This is a genomic window from Weissella coleopterorum (genome assembly GCF_011304355.1).
GTDB classification, from domain to species: Bacteria; Bacillota; Bacilli; order Lactobacillales; family Lactobacillaceae; genus Weissella; species Weissella coleopterorum.
The window spans coordinates 1,184,799-1,205,731 of record NZ_CP049888.1; the positions used below are offsets into that span (position 1 = coordinate 1,184,799).

Consider the following 20,933-nt stretch of genomic DNA (forward strand, 5'->3'; position numbering starts at 1 on the left):
TGCTGTTCAAACTAATATTTTGGCCAACCCCTAAGTACTTAATAATTTAATAAAACCCCAATAGTTTTAATGGCTACTGGGGTTTTATTAAATTAAATATAAATTACTTGTTTTGTTGATTTTTCATTTGAGCCATCATTTGAGCCAATTTCTTTTGAGAAGGCTTTTGTCCCATCGAAGTCATCATTGACTTCATCATTTCCTCAGAGATTGGTGGATTCTTTTTCAAATAAGTTTCCATTGAACGACGCGCCATGAAGAAACCAAAAACGGCTCCCACAACTAATGCAATAACAACAATAACAATCCAAATTGACGTACTCATGTGTTTACCTTAACCTAACCTTATTTTTAATTCATCTTCAATTGTATCAAATCTAGCTTAGAATACTAGCTTAGATCTAGAAAAGATTTCTTAGTTATCCCGTAGCCCTTTATCCCGTTGAATGTCTTTTACTTTATCTGGCGTTACTTCCTTCCCATCTTTATCAAAGACTTGCAACATTTCCACCTGTGAACGGAAAGATGCACGAAAGTTCTCTAAGAATTCAGCTCGTAAGGCCTTTCGCTCAACCAACTCCTCTTCTGTTAGACCTGCAGGCAATTTAGCCTTTGCTGCCAATTCGTTAATTCGTTCTCGAACCGCCAACATATGATTATCCTCGCTCATTACCTAATCTCCTTTCTATTTAATATTTTTTCTAATTATAACATTTTATTATAGTTTCTTAAAACAATGCCCCAATTCCAATTTATCAGTTAAACTTATTAATGAAATCGACCCAAAGGAGTTTACCATGTCGCGTAGCGAAGAAAAACAGTTAAAAGTTTTACGTTATATATATGAATCTATCCAGAACAATGGGTTTCCTCCCACGATTCGTGAAATTGGGGATGGCTTAAACTTAAGTTCATCAGCTACAGTTCAGGGTTATGTGACACGCCTGCAGCAAAAAGAATACTTAAAACGAAACCTTCTCAAGTCACGAACCTTAGAAATCACACCCAGTGGACTAAACGTCTTAGGAATCCAGGTCCAGGCCACTGTGCCCTTAATAGAGACGCCATGGGCCAACTTCATCCCCGACCATGCGCCCCAATATCCCCTTCCCAAACATCTCAGTCGTTATGCTGGTGAGTTATTTATTTTCCAGATCAATAATAAAAATATGCAAAGCATTGGCATCTCAGTTGGCGACTTGCTGTACATTCACCGCCAAAAAAATGCGGAAAATGGCGAAATTGTAGCTTATTTGAATGAAAATCAAGAAATTAAAATTGCCCGTTTTTTTCGAGAACGAGCCCAATACCGGTTACAACCTGAAAACGAACTAATAGCCCCAGATATTATGTTTAGAAATACGGTTATCGGTCGCGTTATGTCTGTTTTTCGCCCCTATGTCTACTAAAATTTCAAACTAACTAAAAATGACCAACCAAATGAGTCTTTCTCATTGGGTTGGTCATTTTAATTTGTATTTTTATTCACCTTCATACGTTAACAGGGCCCTGATATCATAATCTTTTAGAACTTGACGGCCTTGTAGCTCAGTTAATTCAATGAGAAATGCTAAGCCGACAACTTCACCACCGAGGCGTTCAATCAACTTATTAGTCGCCGCAATTGTACCACCTGTAGCTAATAAATCATCAACTACCACAACTTTATCTCCTGGTTCAATTGCATCTGCATTAAGCTCAAGGGTTGCTGAACCGTACTCCAAAGTATAACTTTCAGATATTGTCTTACGAGGTAATTTACCAGGCTTACGAGCTGGAACAAAACCAACTCCCATTTCAAGCGCCATGGGGGTTCCTAATAAAAATCCTCGTGATTCAGGTGCAACGATTTTAGTTGCGCCTTTTTCATTCGCATATTCAGCTAATTCATGTATCGCAAAACCAAAGGCCTTTGTATCCGCCAATAAGGGGGTAATATCTCGAAAAGTAATTCCTGGTTGTGGGAAATCAGGAATTGATGCAATATAATCATGCAAATCCATTGTCATTTTATGCTCCTATGTCGATGATCTGAATTAATCATCTTGTGCTAATTCATTTAGCAATTGTTCTAACTCGGCAGTGGTACTATAAATTAGTTTAGCTTCCACTTCCCGTTTTTGTAAAAAGTTCTGATAAGAAGGCATGGTGGTTAGATCAACATTAGTCGGGGCTAACACCTTTTTTAACAAATCGTCTTCAATTGTAACAAATTTCGCGTCCAAAAACACCTGAATTACTAATTTCAACATCAAATCATCCATTTTTAGGTATTGTCTCATTGCTTCAAACTGAGTTTTTAAGGCAATTGTCTCTTGCTGTTGAATAAATTTAAAGAATTTTGCGAAATCATCGCGTGCCGGGATTTTTTGTAGATATGCCGGATTTTTAGTGTAAAAAATAGTCTCCCAACTACCGATTGGAACATACGCTAATACTTGATGTAATTCATCTAAGTTTTGAGGTAAGTCTACAAAAACGACTCGATCTAACTGTGTAACATTAAATGCATCTTCCCACCAAAGAGCTGTTCCTGAATTAGTAATCAGCGGGGTTAATTGTTGTTGCATCCTCTGATTAAAGAATAGATAGGTAACCGATCGATCAAACATTTGCTTCGTTAAATGCGTTGTTCTTGCATCAACTAACGCCGAACCTGATGCTTCAATGTCCTTAAATATTAACTGATAACTAGTCGCACCCCGGTATGTATTTTGATCGATTGTCCCTACAACCGTCAATTTTTTAAAACGTCCTTGTAAGTCATTCGCTAATAACCCTTTTTGCCAGGCAATCACTGGAATAGGTTGTTGTCTAATAACTCCCGTAAATCGTAGATGTTTTCCTTCTGACATGGTTTTAACATTCTCGATGTCATCCAATTCTAGCTTGAACACTGGTTCGGGATTACCTGCGCCAAAGGGACCCAAAAGTTGTAGTTGCTGGTAAAAATCAGCATTAAAATCTTGACCGGTTAAAGTCCCCTCAATCGCTAAGACTTTTTTCTTTTGCGCATCAAAAGACTGTGCTGAAGCCGCATCATTCAACATTTGACGAACTTGATCAACTTGTTGAACCTCAATTGTCATTCCCGCTGCTAAAGCATGTCCCCCAAAATTGATAAATAAGTCTCGATGTGGATCAATTGCCGCAAATAAATCAAACCCGGTTACTGACCGACCAGAACCCTTAGCCAGATTATCAGTTTGATTCAAGACAATCGTCGGTTTACCTGTTGCATCTAGAATACGTGCCGCCACGATTCCTAAAATACCTTCGTGCCAATTTTGACCCATTAACACTAAGACTGAATCGTTGGCAAATTCATTTTGGGCCTGTGCTAGAGCTGCTTCTGCGATTGAATCGACCAATTGTTTACGCTCTTGATTAGATTGATCAACGAGCTGTGCTAACTTTAAAGCACTTGCTTCATCTTCAGCCAACAACATTTGAACACCCGTTTTGGCATCTGCCATCCGTCCAATCGCATTCAGTCGTGGCGCAATCTGAAAGCCAACCATCGTCGCATCAATTTTTTCTGAACTTATTTTAGCTATTTTTAATAATGCTTCTAGCCCGGGCCGTTGCATTTCATTTAAATTATCCAGACCAAGCTTTACAATTGCTCGATTTTCACCATTTAAGGGCATCACATCTGCAATAGTTCCCAAAGCCGCAAGATCTAACCATTCATCCGCGGGAGCCTCCAGTAAAGCGGATGCAACTTTAAAAGCCACTCCTGCACCTGATAATCCAGTAAATGGATATTGATCTTCTGGAAATTGAGGGTGAACGATAGCAATGGCTGGTGGTAATTCTCCAGGTAATTCATGATGATCAGTTATAATCACATCAATACCTTGTTGCATAATCGTCTCAATCGCGTTTCTGCCACTAATTCCATTATCGACCGTAATCAGAAGTTGCATTCCTTGTTCGGCCAATGTTTCATATACATCTAGATTAGGTCCATAACCGTCTTTGAAACGATTAGGTACATAATAATCAACCTCTGCCCCAAGACCTCCAGCGCTGAGACCATGATTGTCGTCGCCGTAATTCCATCAACATCATAATCTCCATAGACTACAATTTTTTCGCCTTGATCGATGGCTGCAAATATTCGGTCAACAGCTTTTTGCATATCATGTAATTGAAATGGATCTAACAAATCATCTAAAGTTGGATTTAAAAAGGATTGCACAGCTTCAGGGGTGTCATACCCACGTGCAACTAACAACTTTGCAATCAGGGGTTGTGCGCCAATTTGACTCTGTAATTGTGATACCCGTTCATCTTGGGGTAACTGATCAAGTTGCCACTGGTACTGTGGATCAATCATTATCTATTCCTCGTTTTCATCTGGCTCAATTTGAATTTTAATCGGCCCCGAATTATCCTGTTGCCCCATTGGAATCTCATATACATCAAAATCATTTACAACACGCGTATTTTTAAAGATCGGTTGAGCGGAATACGCTAATTCATTCGCTAAACGGCCGGGATAGCGAGCCGAAATATGCGTTAGGAAAAGCCGTCCTACTTTTTGTTCGGACGCGGCCTGCGCGGCCTGTAAATTAGTTGAATGATGATATGATCGAGCCAACTTCGCTTCATCCTTACCATAGGTTGATTCGTGAACCACTACCGTTGCGTTCTTGATTAATTCATCAATATTGGCCGTCCGTCGGGTATCTCCTAGAATCGTAACTATCCGCCCGATTTTAGGATCTCCCACTACATCTTTCGCCTGAATTTCGCGTCCATCTGGTAAACTTACATTTTCACCATGTTTTAGTTTGCCATAAAGTGGTCCAGCCGGTACATCTAATTCCCTTAATCGCTCTACCAATAATTCTCCTTCATGATCAGCTTCAACGACACGATACCCATAGGATAAAATCCGATGGTCGAGAGGTAACGCCTCCACTTGAAACTTTTCATTTTTAAAAACCAATCCACCTTCAGGATTAATTTCATGGTAATTAATTCGATAGGTCAAATGCGTTTGTGAAAGACGTAAACTGGTTTCCACATACTGCTTAATTCCATGTGGTCCATATAAATCTAATCGATCATCCCCCCTTGAAATGAACGCGATGATAATAGACCTGGTAAACCAAAGATATGATCACCATGTAAATGCGTGATGAAAATTTTTGTTATTTTTCGAGGGCGAATCGTTGACTGAAGCATCTGTTGTTGGGTCCCTTCCCCTGCATCAAATAGCCACACTTCATTTAATTCTTCCAATAATCGTAGAGCCACACTGGTCACATTACGATATCGAGCGGGGACGCCCGCTCCCGTTCCTAAAAATTCTAATTGCATAAAATATCTTGCCTACTTTCTAATAAGCCTAGACCATTGGCTTTTTATTTTGCTTTTAATCGCCGAATCCAGTATGGAATCCCAAATTTAATTGTATTTTCGTTCCCATGAATCATCCGTCCCAAATTACTGCGGTGAAGATATGTCACATAGACCATTAAACCAGCCGCAACTAAAGCTAAAAATTTTTCGTCGTAGTACCAAAAAACAAGTGTACTAAAGAAAAAATTCAACAACGAACTAATCGAGACAATACTAGTGAGGATTAGACAAATCAAAAAAATACACAATGAAATTAAAAATAGCTTAGGTGAGTACGCCAACAAAATTCCTAGCGAACTAGCCACCCCTTTCCCACCTTTAAAATTCAACCAAATTGAAAAAGTATGACCTAAAACTGCTACTACACCAATTGCTAAAATCAAAAAATGACGATTATCTGGTAATGGCGTCCATATTAAATACGCTAGTAACCCTCCCACGGTTCCTTTTAAAACATCAAAAATAAATACAATTGTGCCTGGAATAAATCCTAAAACCCGAAAAGTATTGGTCGTTCCAATGTTACCTGAACCTGCTTGCATAATGTCTTTATGATAAACATACTTACCAATTAAGTAACCGAAGGGAATTGAACCTAATAAATAAGCCATTAATAATCCCAAAATGATTTTAAATATTTGCATTTTTTCTCCAATGTCTTATTACCAAGCAACTACTAGATATACACGTTAATCTATCACGCTTGCAATCGGTTGCTTAGGATCAGATAACCACATTCGTTATTGATTCATAATAATCATATTTTATTTTTTAACAAACTAATAATAGTTTAGCATGAAATCTTAAAAAACTAACTATTTTTAATCCTAAATAGGTCTCAAATTTCATGAAAATAAAAAAGGATCGTATAATTCAACGATCCCTTATTCCATTTTTCTTGATAATCACAGGTTTGCACCAATTATTCAGCTTTTTTTATCTCAAATCGACCACTGCGACTGGCTTGAATTAACATTTTTTTAACTTTTGGTGCCACTTCTAAGCGACTGCTTAAGTCAGCCTTGATCGGTCTCCCGTAGATCAGCGCTGCCACCGCACCTACAATTGCTACAATTTTTTTAGACGGACCTTGAACTTGGTCAGCGGCTTGAATTGCTTCTTGATATGACTTGGTGTTTAAAAGAATCCAGACCAAATTTTCAAGTGTATCAACAATATAACCACTTCCATTCAAAGCTTCTTGGGGTTGGCTACTAAAATCCGGGGTATTTAGATTATCTAATTCTTTGAGAAAACCAGCAAATAAGCTGTGTTCAGAATAATATTCATAGGAAATCCCTACTGCCCGATCCAAAGCTGTTTCAAATTCAAAACCGTCTAAGATTTGTCCAACCAAAATTGCATACAATCCAATCCCCATTAGTCCTCGAGGGTAATTATGAGTTAGACCAGCGACTTGATGCAACGTCAACATTGCCGTCTCATTATTCACAAAATCCGATCCATATAGACTATACATATAAATTATCATGGGCATAATTCGTGCTAATGCCCCACTCCCGTTATCATCTTCAGATATTCCTCCCGAAGAAAACGGATCTTGTGTTGCTAAATATGTGTCCAATGCTTTTTTAGTTGTTTTTCCAGCAGGCTGAATTTTACCATCGACTGTATATTTACCGTGTTTATACCATGCTTCAAAAGCTTGCATGATTTCATTGATATCATAATTTTTTGACAAAGCATCAATCGTTGCAAGCGCTAATGAACTACCACTACTCCAACGACGTTGCTCTAATGGTAGATGCTTTTGTGTTAATAAATCACCATCAAGCATCCCAAGGGTGCTATTAATTAATGGATTATTTGGTAAGTCCATATTTAATTACCCATCCTTTCCATTAAAAAATTGTAACATTTTTGCAACCTATTTGGCAAATTGAATTATGTTCGTTATAATAAGTAGTATAAAAAAGGAGCATCGTATGGCTGATCAAAACAATAATATTTTCCCAATTACGCTATTAAGAGATCATTTACTACCTGCATTATTGACGGATGATCTGAGCGATATTACTTATTGGGCCGGTAAGGATTTAGCGCGTGAATTTCCATTACAAGGAATAAGTGCCATTGTTGATTTCTTCAATGATGCTGGCTTTGGAATTTTAAATATCGAATCACAAAAAGCAACTAGTCAAAGATGGATTTTAACTGGCTCACTTGTTGAAAGGCGCATGTCGGAGGCTACTAAACCGGATTTCTTTTTAGAAGCTGGCTTCTTAGCCCAACAAACGGAACAACAAATTGGTTCCAGTGCTGAAACTCAAGTTGAATTTGAAAAAGACACCGTCATCTTGACTGTTTTAACCACTGAAGCCATCCACATTGATGAATAGAAATACTAATAAAAAATCATCTCATACTATTTTATAAAAGTAGCGTAAGATGATTTTTTTCTTATTTCAATAAATATTTTGCGTCAAATTCTGGATCTTGTGAAGTCAAAATCTTAGGTCCATCTTCGGTAATCGCTATAACATGTTCATATTGAGCAGACCAAGAACCGTCAATCGTTCGAACAGTCCAACCATCTTCTTTAGATGTTTCCACTTCCCAACTTCCCAGATTTACCATCGGCTCAATCGTAATTGTCATTCCTGGCTTTAAACGTAGCCCATGTCCTGCTACACCATAGTGCGGCACAGCTGGTTCTTCATGCATCGTGGGCCCAATTCCATGTCCGATATAATCACGAACATTACCGTAACCATGCTCATCCTCCACAAAATGATTAATCGCAGCGCCAATATCACCAAGGCGATTACCAACTTGGGCTTGGTCAATCCCAATATAAAGCGCTTCTAAGGTAACATCCATTAACTTTTGCACTTCTGGTAAGACCTCTCCAACTGCATAACTCCAAGCAGAGTCAGAAAAAGCTCCATCCAATTCTACAACTGTATCCACCTTAACGAGATCCCCATCTTTAAGAATTAATCCTTTACGTGGAAAAGCATGAGCAACTTCATCATTCACAGATACGGTTGTGGCATATTTAAAACCCTCAAACCCAATTTGTGCAGCCCGTCCACCATGACTTTCGATATATTTTCGACCGAATTCTTCAATTTCCCATGTTGAGAGACCTGGCTTAATCAATTTTTTCATCCCTTGATGCATACCAGCAATAATTGCCCCGGACTTCTCCATAGCAACCAATTCTCGCTTTGATTTTAACGTTATCATCATTAACCTCCGTTATTCTACTGTCTATCATTATACCGCTAAAATTTCGTTTTAAGTTAAAAGATCCGATATTATTTGAGTGCAGAAACGATTCAAAATAGCAAACCAATCCCATAGTGAATAGTAATCGTTAAAAGACCAATAATAATATTTCTGATAATCGATTTTTTAACAAATCCCTGTCCCAATTTGGCACTCGCCCAGCCAATGATCGCAGAAGCCACCGTAGTTGCTAAGATTGCAACTAACATTCCCTGAGTCCGACTTAACAAAACCATAGCTAATAGTGGCACCACCCCTGCTAATGCCGCACAAATCATGGAAGAAAGTGCCGCTTCCCATGGATTAACATAATGTCCGAGTTGAACATCATATTTTGTCTCCAAAATTGCCTTCAAAGGTTGTTTTTGCATAAGATCTTTGGCAATTAAAGTCGCAGTTTGATCTGACACACCTCGACCAACATAAAATTGTTCTAAATCCGCCTCAACTAATGCTGGTTGTTCTTTAATTCTGTATGCCTCTTTTTGAACAACAACCTTCTCGGCATCCGACTGAGAACTCACTGAAGCATACTCTCCGGAAGCCATTGATAATGCACAAGCCAGCAAATCTGAAACTCCAGCAATAAGCAAGGTAAATGAATTATTCGTGGCTGCTCCGACGGAAAATAAAACTCCAACAACGGTTAAAACGCCATCATTAGCGCCTAAAACCCCCGCTCGAACAACATTTAAGCGCTCTTCTAAAGTTAATTTTTCATGCTTATGGGCCCCATTTTGCATTAGAAGCTCTTCTTCTTTTGATAGCTTCATCTTATAAGCCCCCCATTAATGTTCCAATTATGTAAGTAATAATCATCGTAAAAATACCAGCCAAAACATTTCGTAAGGTTGCCCATTTCAAATCAGCGCCGGATAACTTGGCTGCTGAGAATCCAGTAATAGCCAATGCAATTGCTACCGCTACGCCTGTCCCCCAAATATTCAAGTGTAAGTTAGCAGGAATCAACGTAATTGCGAGCATGGGCAAAACTGAACCTAATGGAAATGAGATCATCGAGGCTAAACCAGCTGAAATGGCATCCATTTCTTGATTTAGAGTAAACCCATAGCGCTCACGAACGGTAGTTCCAAGGTCATCTTGTTGCATCATTTCTTGTGTGGCTTGATGAGCTAATTCTGGCTTAATTCCGGCTGCAATATACTTATCTTGCACAAAGTTAAATTCAGCTTGCCAATCGTGATCTAATCGTTGTGATTGGTTTTGTTCTGCTTTTTTTTGGGCATCATTTTGTGAATGGACTGAGACATATTCGCCCATTGCCATGGAAACAGTCCCCGCTAAAGCACCTGCAAAACCGGCAATAAAAATCGCAAAAGAATTCGTAGTCGCCCCAGCTACCCCAATGACAATCCCTGAAACTGATAATATTCCATCATTGGCACCCATGACCGCCGCTCGAATAATATTACTACGTTGTGCTAAACTTTGTTTTTCCTTACTCATACTAACTCCCTACATCTAATTTATAATCATTCTAAACTAAATTCAGTATACCAAAAATATTATTAAAAGACGAATGTATTATTTAATAAATTTTACTGTATTCATTATCTTTAAAATGAAATTAAAAAGCTAAAACTTAGCAACTAAGTTTTAGCTTCTGTTTTACATTAAAATAAAACAATTATCATCCTATTCTTCTTCAATTTCTAATTCAACATCATTTGTATCCGTCGTTGGTGTCTCGGAAGCTTCAGATTCAACCACATTTGCGTCTTTGTCCCCATCTGTTGTTTGGCTAAAGTATTCAGCAAGTACGCGTTCCATGATTTCATCATATGTGGCTTTATTCTCTGGGTCGTCCAACCAACGCATGACGTTAACTTTTCCTTGCCCAATTTTATCGCCCTCGTACGAGAACCATGAACCTGCTTTTTTAATAATATCTTTATCCACAGCTAGGTCGATCATCTCACCAGTTTTAGAAATTCCTTTTCCAAAGATGATTTCAATTTCAACCTCTCTAAAGGGAGCGGCCACCTTATTTTTAACCACTTTAATTTTAGTCAGATTCCCAACTGACTTCACGTCTTCACCGTCTTTTTTAGTCCCGTCGATTCCACCTCGCCGTCGAACATCTAAACGTACCGTTGAATAGAAACGCAAAGCTCGCCCACCTGGTGTCGTTTCAGGATTTCCAAACATAACCCCGATCTTTTCTCGCAATTGATTAATAAAAATCACAGTTGTTTCAGTTTTTAAAATTGAGCCTGATAGCTTTCTTAAAGCAGAAGACATCATACGCGCCTGTAGTCCAACTGAACTATCACCAATTTCACCGTCAATTTCCGCTTTCGGTGTTAAAGCCGCTACAGAATCAACCACGATCATATCAATCGCAGCAGATTGGATCAAAGCATCTGCAATTGACAGCCCTTGTTCACCAGTATCTGGTTGTGAGAGTAACAATTCATCAATGTTCACGCCCAGCGCCTTGGCATATTCAACATCCATGGCATTTTCAGCATCAATATATGCAACATTACCACCTTTTTTTTGCATTTCTGCTGCAGCGTGCAAGGCCAACGTCGTTTTTCCAGAAGATTCTGGTCCATAAATTTCAATAATTCGGCCCTTTGGATAGCCACCAATTCCAAGAGCAATATCTAACTTCAAAGAACCTGTTGAAGATGCTTCAATTTGAGAAAATTTTGAATCTCCCATTCGCATAATCGACCCTTTTCCAAAATTCTTTTCGATCTTTTTGAGTGCCTCATCCAATGCTTTTTTACGGGCCTTGGGTTCCGTAATTTTACCTTCAATTTTTTTATTAGGGTTAATATTCTTTCCACTTGCCATTTTTAATTTCTCCGTTCAATTCAAAATTCAATATATTAAGTATAACCTAATTTTAACTTTTTGTAACGTTTTTAGTCATTAAATCTAAAATTAATTGTGCGCCACATGCTACCGCTTGTTCTCGCACTGCCATGCGATCGCCCGTTAATTGATATAACTTAGCGGTAACTAAGCCATTCGGCTGTGCAATCCCGATGTATACCGTTCCTGCTTGGTGCCCTTCTAAAGCCTCCGGCCCGGCTACTCCGGTTAAGCCAATTGCCCAATTTGTATTTAGCTCTTGCTGTGCTCCTCGTGCCATAGCTTTAGCTACTTGTGGGGAAACGACCCCATAGCGCTCAATCATTTCTACTGAAACGCCAATAAGTTGCTCTTTTGCTTCTGCACTATATGTAATAAATGACCCACTGAGTATAGCTGAAATGCCGCTCACATTTGCCAATTGACTGACAAACATCCCTGCCGTTAAACTTTCTGCAGCCGTAATACTTTGGTTTTGTTCAATCAAACGTCGTCCTAATTTTTCAATTACTTTCACTATCATCGCTCCTAACTAATAAGGATCCAATAAATTATTAAATCTATTCTTAATTATAATGTTTTTCCCAAATAAGCTAAAGAGAAGGTCTGAACTAAACGTTCAAACCTTCTCTTAATAAATTTTTATTTAAAACCATCACTAAATACAAAGCGTGCTTTCCAGAAATATTCTACACCTGAATAAAGCGTAAAGAATAAAGCAATCCAGATCATTACTTGTGCAAATGGTAAGTTAATCAAATTAAAGCCTAAATTATGTAGCAGGAAAAAAATAATGGCTAACATTTGCGTAGTAGTTTTAATTTTACCAGGCATTGCCGCTGCCATCACCTGCCCATTGTTCTCTACGATTAAAGTTCTTAAACCAGTCACTGCTAATTCACGAATCACGATCAGTGCAATCATCCATGCAGAAACCCATTGAAATTGAACAAAGAAAATCAGGGCCGTCATAACTAATAGTTTATCAGCTAAGGGATCCGCAAATTTACCAAAATTAGTTACGAGGTGCTGTCTACGAGCAATTTGCCCATCAGCCATATCCGTTAGCGAAGCTGTAATAAATATTATTGCAGCCACAAGATGAGTAATTGGCAAAACTCCAAACTGCCCCCAGAGATCTATTGGCAACATTAAAATAACGGCAAAAACGGGAATTAAAATAATTCTAAAAATGGTTAATTTATTCGGTAAATTCATAATTATGCAAACCTACTCCTATTTTTGAACGATATTAATCAATGCATGCCAAACCAAAGTGGTATTACTCAATGGCAGGTCATTACCATTAAATTGGGCCTTTAAATTATTAGCATTCCCTGTTTGGAAATTAACACTAGTAACATCACTATTAACCACAAAGTCTTGATTAGTACCGGCTTTAATCGTTCCAGAATACAAAACTGCCCCCGTATTAGTCTTAACTAACACCCAAGCATCGCCATTTTGTCCGCTCAAAGTTAATTTGCGTTCACTATTAGCAGGAACCTGAGCTTCAAAGGTTGTTGTTGAGCCTGCAATTGCTGGCGCTCCAACTTCTGTTTTAGTATCTTCAGAAGATGACTTTTCACTACTTGATGTCTCAGAAGCTGATGAGCTCTTTGCAATCGATGAACTACTAATCGAAACATGTGAATCTTCTGTCGATGACTTAGAATGACCCGCAAAATTAGCAACCAGGACCCACACCAAAATGACAACAGCCAATGCGGCTACTCCCATAATGACCTTTGGCAAAACATTCATTAGTTGTTTCTTTTGCAAATTTTCTTCGCGGCGCATCCCAACCCGTGTGATATTATCTTCATCTACCCGAGCCTGTTCCAAATCCGAACTGGCCACTGGAGTAATTAAATCATGTCGCTCTAATAAATCATATGCATCAAGTCCAACGACCGCTGCATATTGTCGTGTGAAGGCACGTTCGTAAAATTTACCCGGTAATTGATCAAATTGGTTATTTTCAATTGCTTGCAAATAACGCTTTTGAATCTTTGTTTGTGCTTGAACATCATCTAACGTGAGGCCCTTATCAATCCGAGCTGCTTGCAGTTCATCACCAATTCCCTTTTGCTCTATGTCTGCCATATCATTTAATCCCTTTACTACATTAATATTTATATAATTATTCTACCATATTTTTATCATTCCGGTTGGATAATTACACTTGCAATCCCACTCATTTTTGTTCGTCGCGTAATCGTTTGCATTTCTTGATAAGACAGACTTTGCAGGAGTTCAAGTTCATCAGGTAAAAATGCAGCCTCAAAGGTTTCGCCTTCAAATTGAGTAGCCCATTCTTCTAATGAATTAAATTTGTTTATCAAACGACCAATTGCGCCCCGTTTAACACGCCCAAATTCATCAGCTAAATCTTCTAGCCGTTGTGGTAAGCTCATCAGTTCATTTTTCAAAACTGTAATCAACTCCTCCGGTTCTGGCGTTTCTCCTAAGAGCACTAAATATGATAATCCACGTTCCCAAGTTAATTCTACACTGAAATTATCATCAATCAAACCCATATCATACCACTGACGATAGTTAGGTGAAATTTCGCTAAAAACTAAATCCAATGCTAATTCCAGCGCCAATCCATCTTTTAAACCCATTCTTCCAGTTGCTTGCGGCAACATAATTCTTTGCCCAACTGCTACCCGATTTCGATGAATATCCGCATCAAGATATAACGTTTCTTCATTAACATTAAATTCAATCAACTGGCTCTCATTATTTGTGGATTGAACGACCATTTTGCTCTGGCGTTTTCCAGCGGGAGAATTTAATATCAAGGTTTTAATTATGGCTTCATTAAATGCACCAACAATGACCAAATCCATTCGATTCGGTGAATAAGCCATCTCAAAAGCGTTATGTAAATCACTTGCTGTAATGGTATGCACACTTTCCACTGTACCAGCTATATCAAAGGCTAGCGGGTCATGTGGGTAAAGTTGTCCTAAAATCGCCTGATAAAGTTGTGAGGCTGGATCATCCTGATACATGTCGATCTCTTGGCTAATTATATTGGCCTCACGGGCCACCGAAGTCCGTTCAAAATATGGTTCTTGCGTAAAAGTTAGTAGTTCAATCAAGCTTTGGTACTCTTCTGCCGGCGAGACCGTAAAATAACTAGTTCGAGTTGGCGAAGTGTATGCATTAACTGTGTCGCCCGCTTGATTAATTTTTAACATGGCATCATAACCTGGTTGCTTAAATAATTGATGTTCCAAAAAATGAGCAATTCCTAGCTTAGATGTTTCAACATTTTCAGACTGCTGTGTTAAATCTAAATCACGTGCCCCATAGTCAACCGTTAACAAGCTGACAACTTGATGAAATTCGGATCGCTGAATTAAATGAACTCGCAATCCATTTTCAAGTTGATAATGCTGACCTTGCGGAACTTGTCTATTCATTTTTATCTTCCCTTCGTTGCAAAATCATTTGTATTTTAAGTTGTAGCCGTTGAGCAACTGCTTGCACGTCTTTTTTCGTAACTTTTTCTAAGCATGCTTGCCATTCAATGGGCGTCAATACTTTTTTGGTGATTGCCCGACTCAATCCCCGTTCAGTCCGTGTCCTGATTTGATCTTGACCTAAGCGATAGTCATTAAGCATTAATTGTTTAATTTGCTTGAGTTCTGCCTCCGTGATCTGATTATCTTGTAGATCATGAACCTCATCTAAAATCATTTTGCGCGCCGCATTAACTTGATCAACCCGCACTCCTGCCACCACAAACATAAGGTCTGTATAAAAATTAAAATCTGAATAGATGGTATATGCGAGTCCTGCCTCTTCTCTAACATGCAAAAATAAACGTGATAAACCATTCCCACCTAATAATGCATTTAAAACGTAACCACTAAAACGTTCCGACCAATCTAATGTCAGTTGCCAGCTTAATACAATTTGAGCTTGCAACACCGGCTCATTCAAATATTGAATTTTGGGGGGCTGAAAGCCTGGTTGTTGTTTCACTGGTAATTGGATGGTCCGTGCCTGAAATGGTAGGTATTGATGCATCAATTGTTTAATCTGGCTGACATCAACCGGACCAACTACCACGACATCAATTTGATCTGCAACTAATAATTTTTGATAAGTTCGCCAAACGGATAAATTAGTACTCTGTTCCACTAACTCTTGATTTCCATAAGCTGCCAAGCCTAAATTTCCATTAACAAAACTATTTTCAATGGTCGTCCGGATAATTTGATATTCACGATCATCATTAAGCCCTGCAATTTCATCTAATGCTATTTCTTTTTGCCGTTGAAAAATAGTTGGTTCAAATCCTTCAATCTCATTACCCAATGGTTCAAATAAAATTGTTTCCAAAAAAGAAAAAGCCGCCGTTAATAAATCTTCTGAACTATTTAATAATTTTGGATCCACAATTTCCAAATTTATGCAAAAATTATGAACTCCACCCATATTGCTGACTTCAACGCTAAAACCGGCACCATATAATTCATTTAATACCTGTGCAAATTTTTGTTGGGTGGGATATTTTTTAGATACAGTCTCCAAAAAATTTGAAGCTAAAAAACGCCCAGCTAAATCTGCATTTACTTTGGGCGTTGCAAAATTAATACTAATTTGAGTTGTCGTAAACTGTTCCGTTTTTTCAACTTGCAAATGAACTCCATCAGCCATTTTAATTTGTTCCATTATTTCATCTTCCTTCTAACGATTCTAAATTATAAAATTGGTCCCAATAAACGTGACATCCGTTGAAGAATTTTTTTCCAAAGTGGCTGCTGTTCAAAATATTTCAAATCTAATTGTGTTGAGTCTAATATATCCGCGTGGTAAATATTTTCAAGTTGTTCTGCCAAATTCCGGTCGTACATAAAAGCGTTAGCTTCAAAATTCAAAATAAATGACCGAATATCCATATTCGCCGAACCAATTGATGTAATACGACCATCAATCGTTACAGTTTTAGCGTGCATAAAGCCCTTATCATATCGATAGACTTCTGCACCAACCTGTAGCAACTTTTGGACATACCATTCAGTAGCACGATAAACAAATGGGTGATCTGGAAAGGCCGGAATCATAATTTTCACCTGCACCCCCGATAAAGCCGCCATCCGCAACACTTCAAGCACAGCTTGATCAGGAATAAAATATGGGGTCTGGATATAAATGCTCTGTGATGCCGTCGCAAACATCTTCAAATAGCCTGTTTGAATTTGCTTCTTGGAATCATCTGGACCCGATGAAACAATTTGAATTGCTGTCGTCCGGTTATTAGACGCTTGTTGATTTGGAAAGTAATCATCAGAAAAATTAAGTTGTTGCTTCTTAGTTGTTGCATTCCAATCGGTAAAAAATCTAGATTGGATAGCTAAAGCTGCATCACCTTCAATCCGCACATGCGTGTCGCGCCAATAACCAAATTTTTTAAATCGACCCAAATATTGATCGCCAACATTAAAACCACCAATATATCCAATGCTACCATCAATAACCGCAATTTTACGATGATCTCTAAAATTGATTCTAAATGTAATTGGAACATATCGTGGTGATAGAAAAGGAACCACCTGTCCGCCAGCATCCCTGAAGCGACGCCACATTTTATCATGTCGGCCTTTGGAACCCCATTGATCAAATAAAACCCGAACCCGAACCCCTACACGTGCCTTTTGTGTGAGTAAGTCAACTAGTTGATTTCCGATTTCATCATCATAAATCGTAAAATATTCAATATTTATGTGATGCTTCGCTTGTTTAATATCGGAAAACAGTTGATCAAATTTATCATGACCATCAGTAAAAATTTGAACTGAATTTTGGAAAGTTAATAAGGCAGCGTCATTTTGTAAAAATAAACGTACAAAACTACTTTCTTCTTCTAAATGTTCTGCGGTCTCAATTTCGTGTGCTAATTTTTTTTGATTTTTGACAATTTTATCAATGCCCAATACTTTTTGTGTTTGTAAACTAAAAATTTTTTTACTGTTTAGATTACGTCCCAAAAACATATAAATAATCAAACCAATTCCTGGTAAAGTCACCAAGACCATTAACCAAGCCCACATCGATGAAACTTCTCGTTCACCATGAAACACAATGGCAACAGCCGCAATTGTGTTCAGCAAAACAATAATATCTGCAAAAATATTAAAATGTAAGTATAAAAACGGCATAGTATTAAATGAATGCTCCTATCGTTGCTATCCCAGCAAGTATTTATTTGAGTTTAACATAAAAGCCCCTTCGTCAAAAGGAGCTTTCATCTTACCATTAAAATTTAAAAGATTGCACTTAAGATTAAGATAACCACCAAACCTACAACCGAAAGAATTGTTTCCAAAACGGTCCAAACTTTCAATGTCTGTGTGACTGTCAAATCAAAGAACTCTTTAAACATCCAGAATCCCGCATCATTGACGTGTGATAATCCAATTGATCCAGCCCCGATCGCCAAAACAACAAATGCAGGGTTCACGGCCGTTTGCCCAGCCACTAATGGTGCAACGATTCCAGCCGCCGTCAAACCAGCAACTGTGGCTGACCCAACTGAAACACGAATAATCAAGGCAATTAACCATGCGAAGATGATTGGTGATAGTGAAGTGTGTTGGAAAGCTTGTGCGATGGCATCTGAAATTCCACCAGAAGTCAAAATCCCCTTAAATGCTGCTCCTCCACCGATAACCATCAAAAGATTAGCAATTGAGCTCAAAGCATCAGACATCGTCTTCCCAACTTCTGTCATCGTCCGACCTTGCTTAGGTCCCATTGACCAGATAGCAAAGGCCATGGCAATGACCATAGCAATCATTGGGTTTCCCAACATTGCCATGATTTGATCAAAAGTTGATGGATTATGTAAATATCCACTTTGTGCAGCATGTGACATTGCTTGCCAAGTTGTATCACCGATTGTACCAGCGTAAACTTGCTTACCACCATTTTTGATCATCGTATAAGCAGTAGCAATCAACATGAAGATAACGGGCATTAATGATGTTACAATTGCCATTGCAAAACTTGGCGTATCTTTCAAATCAAACTTCTTAACTTCACCCAAAGCATCCAATTTCTTGGTTACTTTAAAGGCACCCGGTTCCATTTTTTGAGCAAAACGAGTAAAGATTGGACCAGCAACGATCAGCGCAACCAATGCAACGATCACTCCATACATCAGTACCACTCCAATATTGGCACCCAAAATGTTAGTAACTGCAGTTGGTGATGGTTGTGGAGGAAGATATCCTTGCGCCGCTGACAAAGCCGCTGCCATTGGAATTCCAAGGTAAAGCAATGGCACATTAACTTCCAAAGCAATTGAGAACACAATTGGAATCAAGACGACAAGTCCAACTTCAAACAAAAGTGAAATTCCAATAATAAATGATGCAATCGCCACAGCCCACTGCAAACGTTTTTTACCAAATAACGTAATCAATGTTGAGGCAATGCGATATGATCCACCAGAATCAGCAACTAGTCGACCGATCATTGAACCAAATCCAAAGACCACGACCAATTCACCCATCGTACCACCAATTCCTGACTTTAAGGCGTCAGCAATAGAGGCAGGTCCCATTCCAAGACCCAAAGCAACTAAAATCGAAATAATAATCAAAGAAACAAAAGTATTCACCTTTAACTTCAAGATAAATAATAGTAATAAAGCAATTCCGAGGATCAAAATCAAGAATGGCCAAACATTGACCCCATTGACCATCCATGAATAAAAGCTGGGAGCAGCCCCAGTTGCAAGATTAAACATAATAGCTAAAACACTCCTAATAATTTTTTAACGAATAATAAAATTTGTTATCTATTTTGTATGTGAACGTTGGAAATCCGCAATATTCTTATATTCCGTCTGTAATTGACGGCTTAAACGAATAAAAATCGGAGCCAGTTCTCGGTAAACCGTATAATTCTCTGGATTTGGTTCATACGTATTGGCATTTCCAATCATATCCCCAATCACATCCAGTGAATCTACAAGTCCCAATGCCTTTTGCGCCATCACAGTTGCTGCTAAGGCCCCTGATTCAAACGCTTCCGGCACTGTAACTGGTTGTTCGAAAATATCAGCTAACATTTGACGCCAAAGCGCTGAGCGAGCAAAACCACCTGTCGCTTGAATAGACTTCAAATCACCAACAACTTCCTCAAGGGCTAATTCAACCATATAAATATTGAAAATAATTCCCTCTAACACGGAACGAGCCATGTGTGCGCGTGTGTGACTATGCGTCAAACCAAAGAAAGAGCCCCGTGCATTTGCATCCCAAATTGGTGCTCGTTCTCCACCCAAATAAGGATGGAACAGCAATCCATTAGCTCCTGCAGGAACTTGACTCGCAATTTCTGTAATCAAGTCATATGAATCCATATTCAGTAATGATGCGGTTGACTTTTCTGAATCAAATAAATTGTTCCGGACCCACCGGAAAACATCACCCCCATTATTAACCGGACCACCAACAACCCAATGGTCCTTGTCCAAAGCATAAGTAAAGGTCCGCCCTTTTGGATCAATCTTAGGAGCATCCGTAACTACTCGAATGGCACCTGAAGTTCCAATCGTCACGGCAGCTACACTGGGTTGCACCGCATTAACACCTAAGTTAGATAGCGGACCGTCACCTGCTCCATAAACAAACGGCGTATCTTTTGGTAATCCCAAAAGAACTGAGTATTCTTCCAACATTTCAGTTTCCATCGTATATGGATCAACTGGAGTTGGCATTTGATCACGCTGAACTCCTGTTACTTCAAGGGCTTGTTCATCCCAATCTAAGTTAAAACTATTAAACATCCCGGTACCAGAGGCAATAGAAATATCCATCTTATTCGTTCCAAACAAACGGTGGAAAATATATTCCTTAATTCCCAAATAGTGGGCTGCTTGATTATAAACATCAGCATGCTCATTTTTCAACCAAAGTAACTTTGACAATGGCGCCATGGGATGAATCGGAGTTCCCGTATGTGCGTATATTTCAGCACCTAATCCATTGGCTTTTAATTCTTCAGTATACTTAACTGCCCGTGTATCCGCCCACGTGATTACTCGCGTTAGTGGATTCCAATCGGCATCAAACGCGATCAATGAGTGCATCGCTGATGAAAAGGAAACTGCTAAAATATTTGCATCTTTATCAAAGCGAATGACTTCACGCATTGCATCTGAGAAAGCTTCAAAAATTTCATCTAGATCTTCTTCCGCCATATCCGGGGCGTCCCGGTAAAGATTATATCCTTTATTCGCAGAGGTAATGACATGTCCTGCTTTGTCAAACAATACGGCCTTCGTTGAGGTCGTCCCCATATCAACACCAATTAAGTAATCCATTCGCTCAATCCTCCAAGTATGAAAAAATCGCATTATTTATTATATTTATAATACACAATTATATGTAAAGCTTTTTTACAATGCAAGCATTTTATATGTAAAATTTTTACAT

The 20,933-nt window shown here is 38.6% G+C and carries 21 protein-coding genes and 2 pseudogenes; 2 read left to right on the forward strand and 21 right to left on the reverse strand.

Annotated elements, in window-relative coordinates; genetic code table 11:
• Positions 1–103: 103 nt before the first annotated feature.
• Positions 104–325: a YneF family protein gene (locus tag G7084_RS05960; protein ID WP_166010959.1), complete on the reverse strand. Its 222-nt coding sequence runs from the start codon at positions 323–325 to the stop codon at positions 104–106.
• 90 nt (positions 326–415) lie between these two features.
• Positions 416–670 carry a DUF896 domain-containing protein gene (locus tag G7084_RS05965; RefSeq protein WP_166010961.1) on the reverse strand — a complete coding sequence of 85 codons (255 nt, stop codon included), beginning with the start codon at positions 668–670 and terminating at the stop codon, positions 416–418.
• A gap of 127 nt (positions 671–797) precedes the next feature.
• On the opposite strand from G7084_RS05965, the gene G7084_RS05970 reads away from it, so the two are divergent.
• Positions 798–1,409 carry a LexA family protein gene (locus G7084_RS05970; RefSeq protein WP_166010962.1) on the forward strand — a complete coding sequence of 204 codons (612 nt, stop codon included), beginning with the start codon at positions 798–800 and terminating at the stop codon, positions 1,407–1,409.
• A gap of 72 nt (positions 1,410–1,481) precedes the next feature.
• On the opposite strand, the gene G7084_RS05975 is transcribed toward G7084_RS05970, so the two are convergent.
• The 7 genes and pseudogenes from G7084_RS05975 to G7084_RS05995 all read right to left on the reverse strand — a co-directional run bounded on the left by G7084_RS05975 (position 1,482) and on the right by G7084_RS05995 (position 7,213).
• Positions 1,482–2,009, reverse strand: a complete 528-nt coding sequence (locus G7084_RS05975) for an adenine phosphoribosyltransferase (protein ID WP_166010964.1) — start codon at positions 2,007–2,009, stop codon at positions 1,482–1,484.
• A 27-nt stretch (positions 2,010–2,036) separates the two neighbouring features.
• Positions 2,037–3,650: a single-stranded-DNA-specific exonuclease C-terminal domain-containing protein gene (locus G7084_RS08390; RefSeq protein WP_425508993.1), complete on the reverse strand. Its 1,614-nt coding sequence runs from the start codon at positions 3,648–3,650 to the stop codon at positions 2,037–2,039.
• A gap of 72 nt (positions 3,651–3,722) precedes the next feature.
• Positions 3,723–3,959 (reverse strand): annotated as a pseudogene (locus tag G7084_RS08460) (DHH family phosphoesterase); the annotation flags it as partial.
• Positions 3,959–4,342, reverse strand: a complete 384-nt coding sequence (locus G7084_RS08275) for a single-stranded-DNA-specific exonuclease RecJ family protein (protein ID WP_246163764.1) — start codon at positions 4,340–4,342, stop codon at positions 3,959–3,961. The gene G7084_RS08275 and the pseudogene G7084_RS08460, both read right to left, overlap by 1 nt.
• A gap of 3 nt (positions 4,343–4,345) precedes the next feature.
• Positions 4,346–5,331: pseudogene (rnz, locus tag G7084_RS05985) on the reverse strand (ribonuclease Z).
• Between the two features lie 44 nt (positions 5,332–5,375).
• Positions 5,376–6,017 carry a glycerol-3-phosphate 1-O-acyltransferase PlsY gene (gene plsY, locus G7084_RS05990; protein WP_206212035.1) on the reverse strand — a complete coding sequence of 214 codons (642 nt, stop codon included), beginning with the start codon at positions 6,015–6,017 and terminating at the stop codon, positions 5,376–5,378.
• Positions 6,018–6,295: 278 nt separating this feature from the next.
• Entirely contained in the window at positions 6,296–7,213 is a 918-nt protein-coding gene (locus tag G7084_RS05995) for an ADP-ribosylglycohydrolase family protein (protein ID WP_166010966.1), read from the reverse strand.
• 106 nt (positions 7,214–7,319) lie between these two features.
• Here G7084_RS05995 and G7084_RS06000 point away from each other — a divergent pair, with 106 nt between their 5' ends.
• A complete protein-coding gene (locus tag G7084_RS06000) occupies positions 7,320–7,733 on the forward strand; it encodes a YslB family protein (RefSeq protein ID WP_166010968.1) in 414 nt (137 codons plus the stop codon).
• Positions 7,734–7,794: 61 nt separating this feature from the next.
• Here the strand turns inward: G7084_RS06000 and map are convergent, their stop codons facing one another.
• From map to gntK, 12 genes are all read right to left on the reverse strand, one after another.
• On the reverse strand, positions 7,795–8,583 hold the full coding sequence (map, locus tag G7084_RS06005) for a type I methionyl aminopeptidase (protein ID WP_166010970.1): 789 nt from the start codon (positions 8,581–8,583) through the stop codon (positions 7,795–7,797).
• A gap of 92 nt (positions 8,584–8,675) precedes the next feature.
• Positions 8,676–9,398: a VIT1/CCC1 transporter family protein gene (locus G7084_RS06010; RefSeq protein ID WP_166010972.1), complete on the reverse strand. Its 723-nt coding sequence runs from the start codon at positions 9,396–9,398 to the stop codon at positions 8,676–8,678.
• Position 9,399: 1 nt separating this feature from the next.
• Positions 9,400–10,092: a VIT1/CCC1 transporter family protein gene (locus tag G7084_RS06015; protein ID WP_166010974.1), complete on the reverse strand. Its 693-nt coding sequence runs from the start codon at positions 10,090–10,092 to the stop codon at positions 9,400–9,402.
• Between the two features lie 189 nt (positions 10,093–10,281).
• Complete coding sequence (recA, locus tag G7084_RS06020; RefSeq protein WP_166010976.1) at positions 10,282–11,448, reverse strand: recombinase RecA; 1,167 nt, start codon at positions 11,446–11,448, stop codon at positions 10,282–10,284.
• A 52-nt stretch (positions 11,449–11,500) separates the two neighbouring features.
• Positions 11,501–11,986: a nicotinamide-nucleotide amidohydrolase family protein gene (locus G7084_RS06025; protein WP_166010978.1), complete on the reverse strand. Its 486-nt coding sequence runs from the start codon at positions 11,984–11,986 to the stop codon at positions 11,501–11,503.
• A gap of 125 nt (positions 11,987–12,111) precedes the next feature.
• Positions 12,112–12,687, reverse strand: coding sequence for a CDP-diacylglycerol--glycerol-3-phosphate 3-phosphatidyltransferase (gene pgsA, locus G7084_RS06030; RefSeq protein ID WP_166010980.1), 576 nt, complete (start codon positions 12,685–12,687; stop codon positions 12,112–12,114).
• Between the two features lie 18 nt (positions 12,688–12,705).
• On the reverse strand, positions 12,706–13,575 hold the full coding sequence (locus tag G7084_RS06035) for a helix-turn-helix domain-containing protein (protein ID WP_166010982.1): 870 nt from the start codon (positions 13,573–13,575) through the stop codon (positions 12,706–12,708).
• Positions 13,576–13,631: 56 nt separating this feature from the next.
• On the reverse strand, positions 13,632–14,903 hold the full coding sequence (gene yfmH / locus G7084_RS06040; RefSeq protein WP_166010984.1) for an EF-P 5-aminopentanol modification-associated protein YfmH: 1,272 nt from the start codon (positions 14,901–14,903) through the stop codon (positions 13,632–13,634).
• Positions 14,896–16,161: an EF-P 5-aminopentanol modification-associated protein YfmF gene (yfmF, locus tag G7084_RS06045; RefSeq protein WP_246163766.1), complete on the reverse strand. Its 1,266-nt coding sequence runs from the start codon at positions 16,159–16,161 to the stop codon at positions 14,896–14,898. Before yfmF ends, yfmH begins: the two co-directional genes overlap by 8 nt.
• Positions 16,162–16,190: 29 nt before the next feature.
• Positions 16,191–17,648: a cardiolipin synthase gene (gene cls / locus G7084_RS06050; RefSeq protein WP_166010986.1), complete on the reverse strand. Its 1,458-nt coding sequence runs from the start codon at positions 17,646–17,648 to the stop codon at positions 16,191–16,193.
• Between the two features lie 104 nt (positions 17,649–17,752).
• On the reverse strand, positions 17,753–19,240 hold the full coding sequence (locus G7084_RS06055) for a gluconate:H+ symporter (protein ID WP_166010988.1): 1,488 nt from the start codon (positions 19,238–19,240) through the stop codon (positions 17,753–17,755).
• A 51-nt stretch (positions 19,241–19,291) separates the two neighbouring features.
• Entirely contained in the window at positions 19,292–20,821 is a 1,530-nt protein-coding gene (gene gntK / locus G7084_RS06060) for a gluconokinase (RefSeq protein WP_166010990.1), read from the reverse strand.
• Positions 20,822–20,933 lie beyond the last annotated feature (112 nt).